Genomic DNA, 16,159 nt, shown 5'->3' with positions numbered 1-16,159 from the left:
GCGAACCGGTCCCACTCCCCGGGCCGCCGCGCCCGCCACCGGCCGGTTCTCCGACCGACCGGCGGCCCGACCGCCCGGCCACCCCGAACACTCCCCCGCCCCCGACGCCCCTGGCTACCCGGCCACCCGGGCCAGCGCCGCGCGCACCTCGGCCCGCTCCAGTCGCCGCCCGGTCAGCAGGACCTGCAACATCAGCCCGTCCGCCAGCGCGAGCAGGGCCCGCGCGCTGGCCTCGTCCCCGGTGCGCCGGACCAGGACCGCCACCACGGCCTCCAGCCACTCGGCGGCCACCGGCCGCAGCGCCTCGCGCCGCAGCGCCGCCAGGTACAGCTCGTAGGCGAGCCGCACCTCGCCGTGGACGTCCCGCGCCGCGTCCAGCAGGAGGTCGGCGACGGCGTCAGCCAGCGGCTCCGGCCCCTCGACGGCCCGCCGCCAGGTCGGCACCGCCATCCCCGGCTCGGCGCACACCTGCCGCAGCGCGGCGACCAGGAGGTCGTCCAGGGTCGCGAAGTGGTACGTGGTGGAGCCGAGCGGCACGTCGGCCGCCGCCGCCACGGTGCGGTGGCTGAGCGCCTCGATGCCTCGCTCGGCCACCACCCGGATCGCCGCGTCGATGATGCGCTGGCGGCGATCGGGGTCGTACCGGCGGGCCATCAGTGCGCGCCCCCCAGGTTGAGCACCACGACCCCGGCGATGACGAGCAGCACCCCGCCGATCCGGGCCGCCGTCGCCGCCTCCCCGAGGAAGACAATGCCGATCAGCGCGACGACGGCGGTCCCCGCCCCGGACCAGATCGCGTACGCCGTCCCCACCGGCATGGTCTTGAGCGTGTACGCGAGCAGCGAGAACGCCACCACATAGCCGGCCAGCGTCCCGAGCGAGGGCCAGAGCTTGCTGAACCCGTCGCTGTACTTCATGGCGATGGTTGCCACGATCTCCGCCGAGATCGCCCCGGCGAGCGTCAGATACACCATGCGGACGAGCGTACACATCGTTGCGTACGGCCGTACGCAACTCCGCTGAGCCGGCGCGAACCGTTCCTCCTCGCGGACAGAAGCTGACCTGAAGGCTGGTTAGCGTCGGCGTCGTCGGGCCGCACGGAACGCGCCTGGCGCCCCACCCCCGACCGGAGGACGTGCCCATGACCACCGCAGCCACCACCCCGCCGCCGACCCGCGCCACGGAGCGCGCCGCGCACGCCGAGGCCGAACGCGACGCGCTGCTGCACGCGCTCGCCGAGCAGCGCGCCACGCTGCTGATCACGCTGCGGGGGCTCACCGACGCACAGGCCGGGCGCCGCTCCACGGCCAGCGAACTGACCCTGGGCGGCATCCTCAAGCACCTCGCCCAGGGCGAGCGGGTGTGGGCACAGCTCATCGGCGAGCGTCGGGGCGAGACGCCCGACGGCATGTGGGACATGGGCCAGTACCACCTGACGGCGGACGACACGCTGGCCGACCTGCGCGCGGCGTACGCGGCGGCGACCCGGGCCATGGACGCGGCCGTCGGCGCCCTGCCGAACCTGGACGTCGCGGTGCCGCTGCCGCCCGTCCCGTGGGACCCCGAGGCCGCCCCGGAGACCTGGACGGCGCGGCGGGCCCTGCTGCACATGCTGCGCGAGACGGCCCAGCACGCGGGGCACGCCGACATCATCCGGGAGTGCCTGGACGGCGCGAACACCACGGCCCAACTGGGCGACGCCCCAGACGCCGACTGAGCCGCCCGGCCGGAGCGTCGCCCGGGCGGTCCGCGCCCACCGCGTGCCCTGGCTAAGGCGCGCCCACCGCGTGCCCTCGCGGAGGCGGCCGGTCGGCCCGCCCGGGCGCTGGCCCGCCAGAGCGCCGGCCCGCCGGGGCTACCGCGGGCCCACGTCGTGCACGGTGCCGACGGCGACGGCCCCGAGCTTGTCCGGGTTGGCCACGTTGTGGATGGCGAGAACGCGCCCGGTGGCGTCGAAGTCGAAGGTGACCGTGGCGATCACCCGGCCGGCGCCCCGGAACACCAGGCCCGGGCCGCCGTTCAGCTCGACCAGGTCGGCGCGCATGTCGGCCGGCTCGATCCCCTCGTACGCGGTGGTGCCGACCGCCGCGAACCAGGTCGCCACCGCCGTCGCCCCCACCACCGGGCGCCTGGCCTGCCGCACCTTGCCGCCGCCGTCGGTCCACAGCGTGACGTCCGGGGACAACAGCTCCATCAGCGCGTTGACGTCCCCACCGGTCGCGGCGGCCAGGAACCGCTCGGTGGCCTCCCGCTGCCGCGCCGGTGCGGCGGCGAAGCGGGGCCGCCGGGCCCGCACGTGCTCGCGGGCCCGATGCGCGGCCTGGCGCACCGCGACCTCGGAGCGCTCCACCACCTCGGCGATCTCGGCGTGGCTGAAGCCGAAGACCTCCCGCAACACGAACACCGCGCGCTCCAGCGGGCTCAGCGTCTCCAGTACCACCAGCATCGCCATCGAGACCGACTCGGCATCCGCGACCACATCGGCGGTGTCGCCGCAGGTCAGAATGGGTTCCGGCAGCCAGGGTCCGACATAGGTCTCGCGTTGGTGGCGGGCCGAACGCAGCCGCTCCAGAGCGATGTTGGTCACGATCCGCGCCAGATACGCCTTGGGGTCGGCCACCTCGGCGCGGTCCGCGCCCGACCACCTGAGCCAGGCGTCCTGGACGGCGTCCTCCGCGTCGGCCGCGCTGCCCAGGAGGCGGTAGGCCACCGAGAACAGCAGCTTCCGGTGCTGGTGGAAGACCTGCTGGTCGCGGTCTTCGGTCGGCTCACTCATCGCTACCCTCGAACCCCCACTCGTCGTCGCTCCCAGGCGCTCGCTCACCGCTGCCCCCGGACCCTGGTGAAGCGACCGCCGCGTGGCCAGAACGCGCCGGCGGCGGGCAGCTTCGCCGTGCGGCCGAAGACCGGCCAGGGCGCCGACGTCACCGCCTCCTTGTACCGGACGGCCGCGCGGCCGGTCAGGCACAGGCGACGGGGGCTGGCGTCGGGCCGGGTGAACTGTACGACCGCGTCGCCCCGCCCCAGGCTCACGGGGGCGTGGTAGTGACCGAAGCGGAACGGCTTGGGCCGCTTGCCCCGCAGCTCGCGGACGATCGAGACCGCCGCGTGCACCCCGGTCGGCATGCCGCTCTGACAGGTCCCGTGCAGCACGCCGTAGCCCTGCCGGACCGAGGCGGCGTCCCCCACGGCGTACACGCTCGGATGCGAGACCGACCGCAGCGCGGCGTCGGTGACGACGCGGCCCCGTTCGTCCACCGTCAGCCCGGCCGAGGCCGCCAGCGGCGCCGCGCGCGTGCCGCTCGCCCAGACCACCACGTCGGCGTCGACCCACTCGCCGCCCGCCAGCTCGACGGCGTCGGGCAACACCTTGACCGCCTCGACCCCGCCGCGCACCCGCACGCCCAGCCGCTCGAACGCCGATCGCACATGGGCCCGGGCGCGCGGGCCCAGCAACGCTCCCGGTTCGTCCCGGCCGAGCAGCAGGACGTCCAGCTCCGGATACCGCTCGGCGATCTCCGCGGCCACCTCGACCCCGGTCAGCCCGCTGCCGCCGACCACCACCGTGCCCCGGGCGAGCCGCGCCAGCCGTTCGGCCAGCGCGTCGGCGTCCCGCGCGCCGTCGAGGGCGTACGCGTGATCGCCGGCGCCTGGCACCGTCGCCGTGTCGGCCACCGAGCCCAGGGCGTACACCAGCGTGTCGTACGACAGGAGGCGGGCGTCGTCGATCCGGACGGTCCGCGCCTCGGCGTCCAACGCCGTCACCCGGCCGCGTACGAAGCGCGCGCCGGCGCCCTCCAACAGCCCGGGGATGTCCAGCTCGGCGGTCGGCTGGCCGGTCGCCGTCATGTGGAGCCGCAGCCGCTCGGTGAACCGGTCCCACTCGTTCACCACGGTCACCGACACCCCCGCGCGCCCCCTGACCCGGGCCGCGAGCTGGACCGCCGCGGACAACCCCGCGTACCCCGCCCCCAACACCACCACGCGATGCGTGCCCGCCGGACCGCCCTGCTGCCGTGCGCTCATGGTCTCGCCCTTCGTACGCCTGCTGCTGACGACCACGGGATGGGACGAGCCGGCCCGTTCGTGACACGCGGCCGATGTGACGCGCGGCACAGCACACGCGGGTCGCCCGCCGCGCACCGGCCGCACGCCAACGGGCCGGCCCCGAACGCACGGGCCGGCCCGACATCCGGGGAGAGCGCGCTCAGCCCAGCAGCGTCTGCTTGGGCCGCAGCACGCAGAACTCGTTGCCCTCGGGGTCGGCCAGTACGCGCCACGTCACCTCCGGACCCTGCCCCACATCGACGGGGCGGGCGCCGAGGGCGATCAGGCGGTCCACCTCGGCCTGCTGGTCCTCCGGGTTCAGGTCGAGGTGCAGCCGGTTCTTGATCGTCTTGTTCTCCGGGACGCGCAGGAAGACGATGCCGGGCATCGCGGAGGCGTCCGCGCCGATGATGATCTCCTCGGGGTCCTCGTAGACGATCTGCCAGTCCAGGACCTGGGTCCAGAAGTCGGCGAGAGCTTTCACGTCGTGTGCGTCGACGGCGATGGTGTAAAGAGAGACAGCCATGCCCGCCAGTCTGCCTGGCGGGCATGGCTGTGTCAGGTGATCAACTCACGTCGCGGGTCCGTCGCCCCCGCGCGTGACCTGCTCGGCCATCGGCCATCGGGCCATCGGCCCCGCGCCCGGCGGGCGGTGCCGGGCACGGGCCGGGTCGCGCGAGATGGCTCAGACGTTGAACCCGAGCGCCCGAAGCTGCTCGCGGCCGTCGTCGGTGATCTTGTCCGGGCCCCACGGGGGCATCCAGACCCAGTTGATGCGCAGCTCGTTGACGATGCCCTCGGTGGCCGACTTCGCCTGGTCCTCGATCACGTCGGTCAGCGGACAGGCCGCCGACGTCAGGGTCATGTCGAGGGTGGCGATGTTGGCGTCGTCGATGTGGATGCCGTAGATCAGGCCCAGGTTGACGACGTCGATGCCCAGCTCGGGGTCGACCACGTCGTACAGCGCTTCGCGGACCTCCTCCTCGCTGGCGGGCTTGGTGATCGTTGCGTTCTCGCTCATGCGGTCTTCCTCCCGGTGCCCTCGCCCAGTGCCTGGGCCGTGGCGTCCTTCCAGGCCATCCAGCTCAGCAGCGCACACTTCACGCGTGCCGGGTACTTCGAGACGCCCGCGAACGCCACGGCGTCCTCCAGGATCTCTTCCATCGCCTCGTCCGGCTCGATCCTGCCCTTGGACTGCATCAGCTCAAGGAACGTCTCCTGGACCTTGCTGGCCTCGGCGAGTTCCTTCCCCACCAGCAGTTCGTTGAGCACCGAGGCGCTCGCCTGGCTGATGGAGCAGCCCTGCCCCTCGTACGACACGTCGGCGATGGTGTCGCCGTCCAGCCGCACGCGGAGCGTGATCTCGTCCCCGCAGGTCGGGTTGACGTGGTGCACTTCGGCGTCGCCATCGCGCAGCCCCCGGCCGTGCGGGTGCTTGTAGTGGTCCAGGATGACGTCCTGGTACATCGAATCAAGCTTCACGAGTCAGCAGCCCCTACCCGAAGAAGTTCCGTACGTGCTCCAGCCCCTCGACCAGGGCATCGACCTCGGCCGGCGTGGAGTACAGATAGAACGACGCTCGCGTGGTCGCTGGAATTCCGTACCGCAGGCAGACCGGGCGCGCGCAGTGGTGTCCGACGCGCACCGCGATGCCCTGCTCGTCCAGTACCTGCCCCACGTCGTGCGGGTGGATGTCGCCGAGCGTGAAGGAGATCGCCGCGCCCCGGTCCTCGGCCGTGGTCGGGCCGATGATGCGCAGGTCGGGGACCTCCTGGAAGCGGCGCACCGCGTACTCGGTGATCGCGTGCTCGTGCGCCTCTATGCGCTCCATGCCGATCGCCGAGAGGTAGTCCACGGCCGCGCCGAGGCCCACGGCCTGGGCGATCGGCGGCGTGCCCGCCTCGAACTTGTGCGGCGCCGGGGCGTACGTCGAGGAGTGCATCGAGACGGTCTCGATCATCTCGCCACCGCCGAGGAAGGGCGGCAGGTCCTCAAGGAGTTCCTGGCGGCCCCACAGGACGCCGATGCCGGTCGGGGCGCACATCTTGTGACCGGTGAAGGCGACGAAGTCGGCCTGCAGCGCCTGCACGTCGAGCACCATGTGCGGGGCCGCCTGCGAGGCGTCGACCAGCACCAGCGCGCCGACCTCCTGGGCGCGGCGCACGATGGCCTCGACCGGGTTGACGGTGCCCAGGATGTTGGAGACCAGCACGAACGAGACGATCTTCGTCTTGGGCGTGATGATCTCTTCCAGGTTGGACAGGTCGAGCCGGCCCTCGTCGGTGAGCCCGAACCACTTCAGCTTCGCGCCGGTGCGCTGCGAGAGCAGCTGCCACGGCACGATGTTGGAGTGGTGCTCCATCTCCGTGATGACGATCTCGGTCTCGTGGTCCACGCGGTAGGGCTCGTCGGCCCAGCCGAGCATGTTCGCCACGAGGTTCAGCGACTCGGAGGCGTTCTTGGTGAAGATCACCTCGTCGCGGCTGGGCGCGTTGATGAAGGCCGCGACCTTGTCACGGGCGCCCTCGTAGAGCGCCGTGGCCTCCTCGGCGAGCACGTGCACGCCGCGGTGCACGTTGGAGTTGTGCCGCTCGTAGTACGCGTTGAGGGCGTCGAGCACCTGGCGCGGCTTCTGCGAAGTCGCCGCGTTGTCCAGGTAGACGAGCCTCTTGCCGTCGTGGACCACACGGTCCAGGACGGGAAAGTCCTTGCGGATCGCCTCGGTGTCGAGGAGGCCCGGCAGCGGTGTCACGCCCCTCCCCTTTCGGTCGTCGCGTGGCCCGCGGGGCCCCTCCTCGCGGATGAGCGAGGAGGCACGGCCCGCGGGTCGTGGATCTTCCGCGGGCCGATGGCCTCGCGTGCGGGGGTCACGAGTGCGCGCCGCCCTTCACGTACGCCTCGTAGCCCTCGTTCTCCAGCTTGTCGGCCAGCTCCGCGCCGCCGGACTCGGCGATCCGGCCCTGCGCGAAGACGTGCACGAAGTCGGGCTTGATGTAGCGCAGGATACGGGTGTAGTGCGTGATCAGCAGGGTGCCGACCTCGCCGCTCTCGCGCACCCGGTTCACGCCCTCGGACACGACGCGCAGCGCGTCGACGTCCAGGCCCGAGTCGGTCTCGTCGAGGATCGCGATCTTGGGCTTGAGCAGTTCGAGCTGAAGGATCTCGTGGCGCTTCTTCTCGCCGCCGGAGAAGCCCTCGTTGACGTTGCGCTCGGCGAACGCGGGGTCGATGGAGAGCCGCTCCATGGCCTCCTTGACCTCCTTGACCCACAGCCGCAGCTTGGGGGCCTCGCCGCGCACGGCGGTGGCGGAGGTGCGCAGGAAGTTGGAGACGGAGACGCCGGGCACCTCGACCGGGTACTGCATGGCGAGGAAGACGCCGGCCCGCGCGCGCTCGTCGACGGACATCTCCAGGACATCCTCGCCGTCGAGGGTGACGGTGCCGCCGGTGATGGTGTACTTCGGGTGCCCCGCGAGCGAGTACGCGAGGGTGGACTTGCCGGAGCCGTTCGGGCCCATGATCGCGTGCGTCTCGCCCTGCTTCACGGTCAGGTCGACGCCGCGCAGAATCTCCCGGGGGCCGTTCTCGGCCTCGACGGAGACGTGCAGGTCGTGGATCTCAAGCGTTGCCATGGGTGCCTCAGGACTCCTGGGTGACGGAGACGAGCACAGAAGCGTCTGGGCCGTCCCCTTCGATCTTGACGGGGTATACGGGTACGGGGCGCGTCGCGGGCAGCCCGGACGGCTTGCCGGTACGCAGGTCGAAGCTCGACCCGTGCAGCCAGCACTCGATGGAGCAGTCCTCCACCTCGCCCTCGGACAGCGAGACGTTCGCGTGCGAGCAGATGTCGTTGATCGCGAACACCTCACCCTCGGTGCGGACGATCGAGACGGGCACGCCGTCCAGCTCGACGCGCTTGGGGGTGTCCTCTTCGAGCTCGCTCAGCGCGCAAGCCCGCACGAACGGGGCGCTCATCCGACGGACGCCTCCAGCTCCGCCTCGATCTTGCCGAGCAGGCGGTCCTCGATGTCCGGGATGCCGATCTGCTGGACCAGCTCCGCGAAGAAGCCGCGGACGACCAGGCGCCGGGCCTCCTCGGCGGTGATGCCGCGCGCCATCAGGTAGAAGAGCTGCTCGTCGTCGAACCGGCCGGTGGCCGAGGCGTGGCCGGCGCCGACGATCTCGCCGGTCTCGATCTCCAGGTTCGGCACCGAGTCCACGCGCGCACCGTCGGTGAGCACGAGGTTCCGGTTGAGCTCGTAGGTGTCGGTGCCCTCGGCGGCGGCCCGGATGAGCACGTCGCCGATCCACACCGCGTGCGCGTCCTGGCCCTGCAGCGCGCCCTTGTAGACCACGTTGCTCCGGCAGTGCGGGGTGTCGTGGTCCACGAACAGCCGGTGCTCCTGGTGCTGGCCGTCGTCGGTGAAGTACAGGCCGTACAGCTCGGCCTCGCCACCGGGACCGCCGTAGATCACCCGCGGGTGCAGTCGGACCAGGTCGCCGCCGAAGGTGACGATGACGGACTTGAACGTGGCGTCGCGGCCCACCAGCGCGGTGTGCTGCGCGACGTGCACCGCCTCGTCGTCCCAGTCCTGTACGGAGACGACGGTCAGCTTGGCGCCGTCGCCGATCACGTACTCGATGTTGGCCGCCAGCGTCGCGTCGCCGGTGTGGTCGACGACGACCAGCGCCTCGGCGAAGTTGCCGACCTCGACGACCTGGTGGCCGTAGGCCACGCCGCCCTCGCCGTGCACGGCGATCCGCACCGGCTCGGTGAGCACCGTGTCCTTGGGCACGGAGATCACGGAAGCCTTCTCGAACGAGCTGTACGCCTGCGCGGCGACGCGGTCCACCGGCTTGCCGGCCCGGCCCAGCCGCGGGTCCTCGCGGTCCACGGTCTCGACGGTGACGCCCTCGGGGGCGCTCACCTCGACCCGCAGCCCGCCCTTGGCCTCGGCGGTGCCGTCGTGCAGGCCCCGCAGGCGCTCCAGCGGCGTGAACCGCCACTCCTCCTCGCGGCCGTGCGGCACCGGGAAGTCCGCCACGTCATACGAGGCGGGGGCGCTGACCCGGGCGTCGATGGGCTGCTGCGGCCCCCCGACCTGAATGGCGCCGTCGGTGGTGCTGCCGGCGGGAGTGTTCTCAGCCATGGCTGTCGTGGTGCTCTCTCTCTGCGTCAGAAAACAGGTGCTGCTCCAGGGGTGCGCGGGTCGGCATCAACCGACCGCGCCCTCCATCTGCAGCTCGATCAGCCGGTTGAGCTCCAGCGCGTACTCCATCGGCAGCTCGCGGGCGATCGGCTCGACGAAGCCTCGGACGATCATGGCCATCGCCTCGTCCTCGGACAGACCTCGGCTCATCAGGTAGAAGAGCTGGTCGTCGCTGACCTTGGAGACCGTCGCCTCGTGGCCCATCGACACGTCGTCCTCGCGGACGTCCACGTACGGGTAGGTGTCCGAGCGCGAGATGGTGTCCACCAGCAGCGCGTCACAGAGCACGTTCGACTTCGAGCCGTGCGCGCCCTCGCCGATCTCGATCAGGCCACGGTAGGAGGTGCGGCCGCCGCCCCGGGCCACCGACTTGGAGACGATGTTCGAGGAGGTGTTCGGCGCCATGTGCACCATCTTGGCGCCCGCGTCCTGGTGCTGGCCCGAGCCCGAGAAGGCGATGGACAGCGTCTCGCCCTTGGCGTGCTCGCCCATCAGGTAGACGGCCGGGTACTTCATGGTGACCTTGGAGCCGATGTTGCCGTCGACCCACTCCATGGTCGCGCCCTCGTAGGCCACGGCGCGCTTGGTGACCAGGTTGTAGACGTTGTTCGACCAGTTCTGGATCGTCGTGTAGCGGCATCGGCCGCCCTTCTTGACGATGATCTCCACGACGGCGCTGTGCAGCGAGTCCGAGGAGTAGATCGGGGCGGTGCAGCCCTCGACGTAGTGCACGTAGGCGTTCTCGTCGACGATGATCAGCGTCCGCTCGAACTGGCCCATGTTCTCCGTGTTGATACGGAAGTAGGCCTGGAGCGGAATGTCGACGTGGACGCCCGGCGGGACGTAGATGAACGAGCCACCGGACCAGACGGCCGTGTTCAGCGCGGCGAACTTGTTGTCGCCGGCCGGGATCACGGTGCCGAAGTACTCCTGGAAGATCTCCGGGTGCTCCTTGAGCGCCGTGTCGGTGTCCAGGAACAGCACGCCCTGCTCCTCCAGGTCCTCACGGATCTGGTGGTAGACGACCTCCGACTCGTACTGCGCGGCGACACCGGCGACCAGACGCTGCTTCTCCGCCTCCGGGATGCCCAGCCTGTCGTAGGTGTTCTTGATGTCCTCCGGCAGGTCCTCCCAGCTCGCGGCCTGCTTCTCGGTGGAGCGCACGAAGTACTTGATGTTGTCGAAGTCGATGCCCGACAGGTCCGAGCCCCAGGTCGGCATCGGCTTCTTGCCGAACAGCTTCAGGCCCTTGAGCCGGAGCTTCAGCATCCAGTCGGGCTCGGACTTCTTGTCGGAGATGTCCCGGACGACCTCTTCCGAGAGGCCGCGCTTGGCACTGGCACCGGCGACGTCGGAGTCGGCCCAGCCGTACTCGTACGTGCCCAGGCCCTCAAGCTCGGGGTGAGCAGTCTCCGTGGGGAGAGTCATGCGGGTTTCCTCCCGGACGTGCTTGCGGATGCTGTGGTGGTCTTCTTCTTGGGGATGAACGTCGTGCACACCCCGTCGCCGTGGGCGATGGTGGCCAGACGTTGCACATGGGTCCCGAGCAGGTGGGAGAAGACCTCGGTCTCCGCCTCACAGAGCTGCGGGAACTGCTCGGCGACATGCGCAACCGGACAGTGGTGCTGACAGAGCTGTTCACCCTGCTGAGGGTTGGGCGCGCTGCGCGCCGTAGCAGCGTACCCGTCGGCGGTCAATGCCTTGGCCAGGGCCTCGGTACGGGACTCCGGGGCAGCGGCCTCGACCGCCTCTCGGTATCCCGCGGCCTGCGCGGCCAGGCGCGCGCGGGCGAACGCCGCGACCGCGGCCTCGCCCATCACGCCACCGCCGGCCGACTGCGCGATCCAGCGCAGCGCGTCGGCCGCCAGTTGGTCGTACGCCTGGTCGAAGGCGTCCCGGCCGCAGTCGGTCAAGGCGAAGACCTTGGCCGGCCGGCCGCGACCGCGCGCGCCGTACACCCGCTGCTCGCGGGGTTCGACGATGCCCTCGGCCACCAGGGTGTCCAGGTGGCGGCGGACCGCGGCCTGGGTGAGCCCCAGCCGCTCGGCGACCGCCGCCGCCGTCGACGGGCCGTGGTCGAGAATGGAGCGCGCCACCCGGTTACGGGTCCCGCGCAGGTCATCGTGGGTGGATACGGCAGGCACGCCAGTCGCCGCGGCCGGCTTGGCCGCGGGCTCCTGATCGTCGCTCGCGTATTTCACAACGCCATTGTTGCGTAATTCCCGAGGCCGATACAACCCGCTCCCCAGGCGACCTCGGTGGGGTGCGTCACTTAGGGAGACCTAAGTTGACCTGCGTAAACGATCACGCGGGCGCGGATCCAAGGGCCTGCTCCGCAGGTCACGAGGGTGTGTCCCCGGGTGGCCGTTCCCCTCCCTGCCCGCAGATCCTGACCTGCGCGGATGGGCGCGCGGCGGGCGGTCGCCCGCATCGCCCGGAGCCGCCTCGCACGCCGGGGCGCGCGGGTCCGGCCGACGCCCGCCGTTCAGCACCGGCGCGCGGACGCGGCGGGCCGGGACGACCCACGCGCCCGAAGGCGAGCCCGCAAACCAGCCATCCGCCACCCGTCCGCGTGCCCGCACGCCGTCGACCCCAGCGCACGGCCGCGCGCCGAGGCTCCGCCCCGCGCTTCCGCCCCCGGCGCCAGCCCTGAGCGCGGGCGCGCGCCGCCGGGGCGACCGCACCCGCGCGCACGCCCCCTGGGCGCCGGCCGAGCGCCCGTCAAGACCCGGCCCAGCGCGGGCCCGCCGGCCGGCGGGCCCCGGGAGCTTCGTAGACTTCCGCCCATGCGAGACGAGCCCTCCCCCAGCCCCCCGCCCCGGTCCCGCACCGGGGGACGTCACCGGGGAGGCGCCGGCGGTCGAGGTCGTCGGCCTGGTCAAGCGGTACGGGACGAAGACCGCGGTGGACGGCCTCACGCTGTCCGTCGCGCGCGGCAGCGTCACCGCCGTGCTCGGCCCGAACGGCGCCGGCAAGACCACCACCATCGAGACCTGCGAGGGCTACCGCCGACCGGACGCGGGGAGCGTGCGCGTGCTCGGCCTCGATCCGCTGGCCGACGCGGCCAGGCTGCGCCCGCGCGTCGGCGTGATGCTCCAGTCGGGTGGCGTCTACCCCGGCGCCCGGGCCGCCGAGATGCTCCGGCACACCGCGTCCCTGCACGCGCACCCGGTCGACGTGGACGCGCTCATCGAACGCCTGGGCCTGGCGAGCTGCGGGCGCACGGTCTACCGCCGGCTCTCCGGTGGGCAGCAGCAGCGGCTGGCCCTGGCCATGGCCGTCGTCGGCCGCCCCGAACTGGTCTTCCTCGACGAGCCGACCGCCGGTCTCGACCCGCAGGCCAGGCGCGCCACCTGGGACCTGGTGCGGGAGCTGCGCGCGGACGGCGTCAGCGTCGTCCTCACCACGCACCACATGGACGAGGCCGAGCAACTCGCCGACCAGGTCCACATCGTCGACGCGGGCAAGGTGATCGCCTCCGGCAGTCCGGAGGAGCTGTGCCGGGGCGGCGCGGAGAACTCGCTGCGCTTCTCGGGCCGCCCCGGGCTCGACGTGGTCTCGCTGCTCACGGCGCTGCCGGCGGAGTGCACGGCCGTCGAGCTCGCCCCGGGCTCGTACCGCGTCACCGGCAAGGTCACGCCGCAGTTGCTGGCCACCGTGACCTCCTGGTGCGCCCAGCACGGGGTGCTGCCGGACCGGCTCTCGGTAGAGCGGCACACCCTGGAGGACGTCTTCCTGGAACTGACCGGCAAGGAGCTGCGCGCGTGATGGCCGACACCGCTGAGACCACGGAGCCCGGCGGCGGGCCCGGCACCTTCGCGCCGCGCCCCGGGGCCGCGCCGCTCGGGCGGATGATCCGCGCGCAGGCCGCCCTTGAGACCCGGCTGCTGCTGCGCAACGGCGAGCAACTGCTGCTCGTCATCGTCATCCCGACCCTGCTGCTGACGCTGTTCAGCAGCGTGGACATCGTGGACACCGGCGACGGCGACGCCGTGGACTTCCTGGCGCCGGGGGTGCTGGCGCTGGCGGTGCTCTCCACGGCGTTCACCGGGCAGGCCATCGCGACCGGCTTCGAGCGGCGCTACGGGGTGCTCAAGCGGCTCGGCGCCTCACCGCTGCCGCGCTGGGGGCTGATGACCGCCAAGACGTGCGCGGTGCTGGTGACCGAGGTGCTCCAGATCGCGCTACTGACGGCGGTCGCCCTCGCGCTCGGCTGGTCGCCGCACGGCAACCCGGCCACCGTGGCCCTGCTGCTCCTGCTCGGCACCGCGGCCTTCTCCGGGCTCGGGCTGCTGATGGCCGGCACGCTCAAGGCCGAGGTCACGCTGGCCGCGGCCAACCTGGTCTTCCTGCTGCTCCTCTTCGGTGGCGGCGTCATCGTGCCGCTGTCGAAGTTCCCCGGCGGCGTCGAGGCGGTGCTGCACCTGCTGCCGGTCGCCGCGCTCTCCGACGGGCTGCGCGACGTGCTGCGGGACGGCGCCGGGGTGCCCTGGTCGGACCTGGGCGTGCTGGCCGCCTGGGCCGTGCTCGGCCTGGGCGCGGCGGGCCGCTTCTTCCGCTGGGAGTAGCCCGTCACTCCCGCCCGTACCCGCCGTACGGAGGGGGTCCGGGCGGGACGCGCGCCGGGTGGGCACCCCCTCGTGAATCGGTGCACAAGGTGCGGCCTACCATGATGCCGTGCCGAATACGTGGAATCCCCTTGAGCTGATCGCCCGCCGCTGGACGCCGTCCGCGCGCCTGGTGCGAGTGGCAGCGCTGATCACCGTGGTGATGGCCGTGGTCATCGTCGTGACCGGGGGCGCCGTGCGGCTGACCCAGTCCGGGCTCGGCTGCGAGACGTGGCCCAAGTGCACCGACGACAGCCTCACGCCCACCTCGGACATGGGCGTCCACGGCATCATCGAGTTCGGCAACCGGCTGCTGACGTACGCGCTGTGCGCGGTCATCGGGTTCTTCATCATCGTGGCCCGCGCGGCCAAGCCGATGCGCCGCCCGCTCACCCGGCTCGGCTGGCTGCAGTTCTGGATCGTGATGGGCAACGCCGTGGTGGGCGGCATCACGGTGCTCACCGGCCTGAACCCGTACATCGTCAGCTCGCACTTCCTCATCTCCACCGCGCTGCTCACCGTCGCGATGGTCACCTGGCAGCGCACCCGCGAGGGCGACGGACCGGCCAGGCTGCTGGTGGCGCCTGCGGTGCGGCAGTTGTCGTGGCTGCTGGTGGTCGCCGCCGGCGCGCTGATCGTGATCGGTACCGTGGTCACCGGTTCCGGGCCGCACGCCGGTGACGCGACGAAGGTGCACCGGATTCCGCTGGACTGGCAGGAGATCACCCAGCTCCACGTGGACTTCGTCTACATCGTCTTCGGCCTCACCGTCGCGCTGTGGTTCACGCTGCGCGCCGTGAAGGCCCCGCAGGCCGCCTCTCGCACGGTGGTCGAACTCTTCGTCGTACTGCTCTCCCAGGGCGTGATCGGGTACGTGCAGTACTTCACGCACCTGCCGGAATTCGTCGTCGGCATGCACATGTTCGGCTCATGCCTGGTGTGGATCGCGGTGCTGCGGGTCTTCCTCGCGCTGCGCGAGCGGGCGCAGGCGCCGGCCGTCCCCGCCCCCTCCGGCGACCACGAGGCGCTTCAGCCCCGCCCCGGGGAGGCCGTGGGAGCCGAGGAGCCGGCCCCGGCCGGCAGCCGGTAGACCCGGCGGGCGGTGCCGGAGGCCACCAGGTCGGCGATCCGCTGCGCCTGCGGCGGCGTACACACCCCCTCGGCGCACCACTCGTCGGCCAGGCGTGTCATCTCCACCGCGAACTGGCGCGCCGCCACCACGTACAGCTCCGGCAGCCCCCGGGCGCCGGTCGAGAACAGCAGCTTCCCGAACGGCGCGAGGCGCAGCGTCTCCCGGGGCGCGGGGCCGACATCCGCGTACACGTGCGGGAACGTCGCCGCGAGACGGGCCGCGCTCCGGTGCCCGCCGTGGCCGGGCAGCAGCACCAGATCGGTGCCGAGTCCGACCGTGGCGGCCAGGAAGTCGGCGACCCGGTCAGGCTCGGGGCAGTGCAGTTGGATCGGCAGGCCGGTGGTGAGCGCGCTCCACAGCAGGTGGTGCAGGAGCACTGGATCGCTCGGCCGCGCCCCCCGCGCGCGGGCGCGCAGCCAGCGCTCCGCCGCCTCCCGCACCGCGCGGGCGTCCGGCGGCCGGGCGGGCAGCGGGCCGGGCGCGATGGCGAGGGCCACGGCCCGCCGCGCGGGCGCCCCGGCCAGCGCGTCGACCGTCGCGGCGAGGAAGCCGCGGGCGGTGTGCGAGCCGTCGGCGACCTGCCCGGCGAGCGCCCGGACGGAGACGATCTCGTACGCGGGCACGCCCGTGGCCGACGCCAGCTCGGCCGCCGACAGCGGCGCCTCCACCGCGCCCGCCGCCAGCAGGTACGCGCCCACCCCGCAGCCGCGCAGCAGCAGTCGGGTCGCCTGGTAGGCGCCGTGGGCGCGGCGCGCGGCGAGGTAGTGCGCGGGCGTGCAGTGCGGCTCGACGCCGAGCAGCGGCGGGCACCAGCGGCGTACGGCCAGCCCGAGCCAACTGTCGAAGAAGGTGGTGCCGGGCGCGGCGGGGCCGCGCGAGCCGACCGCGGCGGCCAGATGTGACTCAAATGCGCCGAGCCCGATGTCAGCATGCGAGACACCGAGGCCGTACTGGTCCACCAAGGGGGGCAGGACGAAGCCCGGCTCCTCGTCGACGACGGCGCCGGACTCGTCCCGGGGAACCGCGAGGGGTCGGTCCGCCCGTGCCCGCTGCGGACGTCGGGGCCCCGGCGGGACGGATCGTCGCCGCTCAGGGCCGTCCAGCAGCATCCGCGTCTCCCTGCCCGTGCCGATCCCGGGCGGTCTGACGCGCGCGGGACCGCG

General features: G+C 72.4%; 18 protein-coding genes. 4 read left to right on the top strand and 14 right to left on the bottom strand.

Features of this window, described 5'->3' with window-relative positions:
- Window positions 1-114: 114 nt before the first annotated feature.
- Together OYE22_RS27130 and OYE22_RS27125 are read right to left on the bottom strand one after the other, a co-directional pair.
- Window positions 115-654: a TetR family transcriptional regulator gene (locus OYE22_RS27130; protein WP_277322842.1), complete on the bottom strand. Its 540-nt coding sequence runs from the start codon at window positions 652-654 to the stop codon at window positions 115-117.
- Window positions 654-974 (bottom strand): multidrug efflux SMR transporter, encoded by a 321-nt coding sequence (locus OYE22_RS27125; RefSeq protein WP_277322841.1) that lies wholly within the window; start codon window positions 972-974, stop codon window positions 654-656. The genes OYE22_RS27130 and OYE22_RS27125 overlap by 1 nt, the downstream gene beginning before the upstream one ends.
- A gap of 167 nt (window positions 975-1,141) precedes the next feature.
- Here OYE22_RS27125 and OYE22_RS27120 point away from each other — a divergent pair, with 167 nt between their 5' ends.
- Window positions 1,142-1,717, top strand: coding sequence for a DUF664 domain-containing protein (locus tag OYE22_RS27120; protein WP_277322840.1), 576 nt, complete (start codon window positions 1,142-1,144; stop codon window positions 1,715-1,717).
- Window positions 1,718-1,855: 138 nt separating this feature from the next.
- Here OYE22_RS27120 and OYE22_RS27115 read toward each other — a convergent pair whose 3' ends face one another.
- From OYE22_RS27115 to OYE22_RS27065, 11 genes are all read right to left on the bottom strand, one after another.
- Window positions 1,856-2,776, bottom strand: coding sequence for an RNA polymerase sigma-70 factor (locus OYE22_RS27115; RefSeq protein WP_277322839.1), 921 nt, complete (start codon window positions 2,774-2,776; stop codon window positions 1,856-1,858).
- A 44-nt stretch (window positions 2,777-2,820) separates the two neighbouring features.
- Complete coding sequence (locus OYE22_RS27110; RefSeq protein ID WP_277322838.1) at window positions 2,821-4,026, bottom strand: FAD-dependent oxidoreductase; 1,206 nt, start codon at window positions 4,024-4,026, stop codon at window positions 2,821-2,823.
- A 181-nt stretch (window positions 4,027-4,207) separates the two neighbouring features.
- Window positions 4,208-4,573 (bottom strand): VOC family protein, encoded by a 366-nt coding sequence (locus tag OYE22_RS27105; protein WP_277322837.1) that lies wholly within the window; start codon window positions 4,571-4,573, stop codon window positions 4,208-4,210.
- 159 nt (window positions 4,574-4,732) lie between these two features.
- On the bottom strand, window positions 4,733-5,068 hold the full coding sequence (locus tag OYE22_RS27100) for a metal-sulfur cluster assembly factor (RefSeq protein WP_176161018.1): 336 nt from the start codon (window positions 5,066-5,068) through the stop codon (window positions 4,733-4,735).
- A complete protein-coding gene (sufU, locus tag OYE22_RS27095) occupies window positions 5,065-5,529 on the bottom strand; it encodes a Fe-S cluster assembly sulfur transfer protein SufU (protein ID WP_277322836.1) in 465 nt (154 codons plus the stop codon). Before sufU ends, OYE22_RS27100 begins: the two co-directional genes overlap by 4 nt.
- A gap of 13 nt (window positions 5,530-5,542) precedes the next feature.
- Window positions 5,543-6,799, bottom strand: a complete 1,257-nt coding sequence (locus OYE22_RS27090) for a cysteine desulfurase (RefSeq protein ID WP_277322835.1) — start codon at window positions 6,797-6,799, stop codon at window positions 5,543-5,545.
- A 115-nt stretch (window positions 6,800-6,914) separates the two neighbouring features.
- Window positions 6,915-7,679 (bottom strand): Fe-S cluster assembly ATPase SufC, encoded by a 765-nt coding sequence (gene sufC, locus OYE22_RS27085; RefSeq protein ID WP_277322834.1) that lies wholly within the window; start codon window positions 7,677-7,679, stop codon window positions 6,915-6,917.
- Window positions 7,680-7,686: 7 nt separating this feature from the next.
- Window positions 7,687-8,022, bottom strand: coding sequence for a non-heme iron oxygenase ferredoxin subunit (locus tag OYE22_RS27080; protein ID WP_176161022.1), 336 nt, complete (start codon window positions 8,020-8,022; stop codon window positions 7,687-7,689).
- On the bottom strand, window positions 8,019-9,197 hold the full coding sequence (sufD, locus tag OYE22_RS27075) for a Fe-S cluster assembly protein SufD (protein WP_277322833.1): 1,179 nt from the start codon (window positions 9,195-9,197) through the stop codon (window positions 8,019-8,021). The genes OYE22_RS27080 and sufD overlap by 4 nt, the downstream gene beginning before the upstream one ends.
- Before the next feature lie 66 nt (window positions 9,198-9,263).
- Complete coding sequence (gene sufB / locus OYE22_RS27070; protein ID WP_277322832.1) at window positions 9,264-10,685, bottom strand: Fe-S cluster assembly protein SufB; 1,422 nt, start codon at window positions 10,683-10,685, stop codon at window positions 9,264-9,266.
- Entirely contained in the window at window positions 10,682-11,401 is a 720-nt protein-coding gene (locus OYE22_RS27065) for a helix-turn-helix domain-containing protein (RefSeq protein ID WP_277322831.1), read from the bottom strand. The genes sufB and OYE22_RS27065 overlap by 4 nt, the downstream gene beginning before the upstream one ends.
- Window positions 11,402-12,131: 730 nt before the next feature.
- On the opposite strand from OYE22_RS27065, the gene OYE22_RS27060 reads away from it, so the two are divergent.
- From OYE22_RS27060 to OYE22_RS27050, 3 genes are all read left to right on the top strand, one after another.
- Window positions 12,132-13,025, top strand: coding sequence for an ABC transporter ATP-binding protein (locus tag OYE22_RS27060; protein ID WP_348652279.1), 894 nt, complete (start codon window positions 12,132-12,134; stop codon window positions 13,023-13,025).
- On the top strand, window positions 13,025-13,825 hold the full coding sequence (locus OYE22_RS27055) for an ABC transporter permease (RefSeq protein WP_277322829.1): 801 nt from the start codon (window positions 13,025-13,027) through the stop codon (window positions 13,823-13,825). The genes OYE22_RS27060 and OYE22_RS27055 overlap by 1 nt, the downstream gene beginning before the upstream one ends.
- A 109-nt stretch (window positions 13,826-13,934) precedes the next feature.
- Window positions 13,935-14,954: a COX15/CtaA family protein gene (locus OYE22_RS27050; protein WP_277322828.1), complete on the top strand. Its 1,020-nt coding sequence runs from the start codon at window positions 13,935-13,937 to the stop codon at window positions 14,952-14,954.
- Here the strand turns inward: OYE22_RS27050 and OYE22_RS27045 are convergent.
- Entirely contained in the window at window positions 14,894-16,105 is a 1,212-nt protein-coding gene (locus OYE22_RS27045; RefSeq protein WP_277322827.1) for an amidohydrolase, read from the bottom strand. The genes OYE22_RS27050 and OYE22_RS27045 overlap by 61 nt on opposite strands.
- Window positions 16,106-16,159 lie beyond the last annotated feature (54 nt).

It is taken from the genome of Streptomyces sp. 71268, assembly GCF_029392895.1.
Classification (GTDB): Bacteria; Actinomycetota; Actinomycetes; order Streptomycetales; family Streptomycetaceae; genus Streptomyces.
The sequence above is the reverse complement of the archived record's forward strand: the minus strand, read 5'-3'. Positions and strand labels throughout refer to the sequence as shown.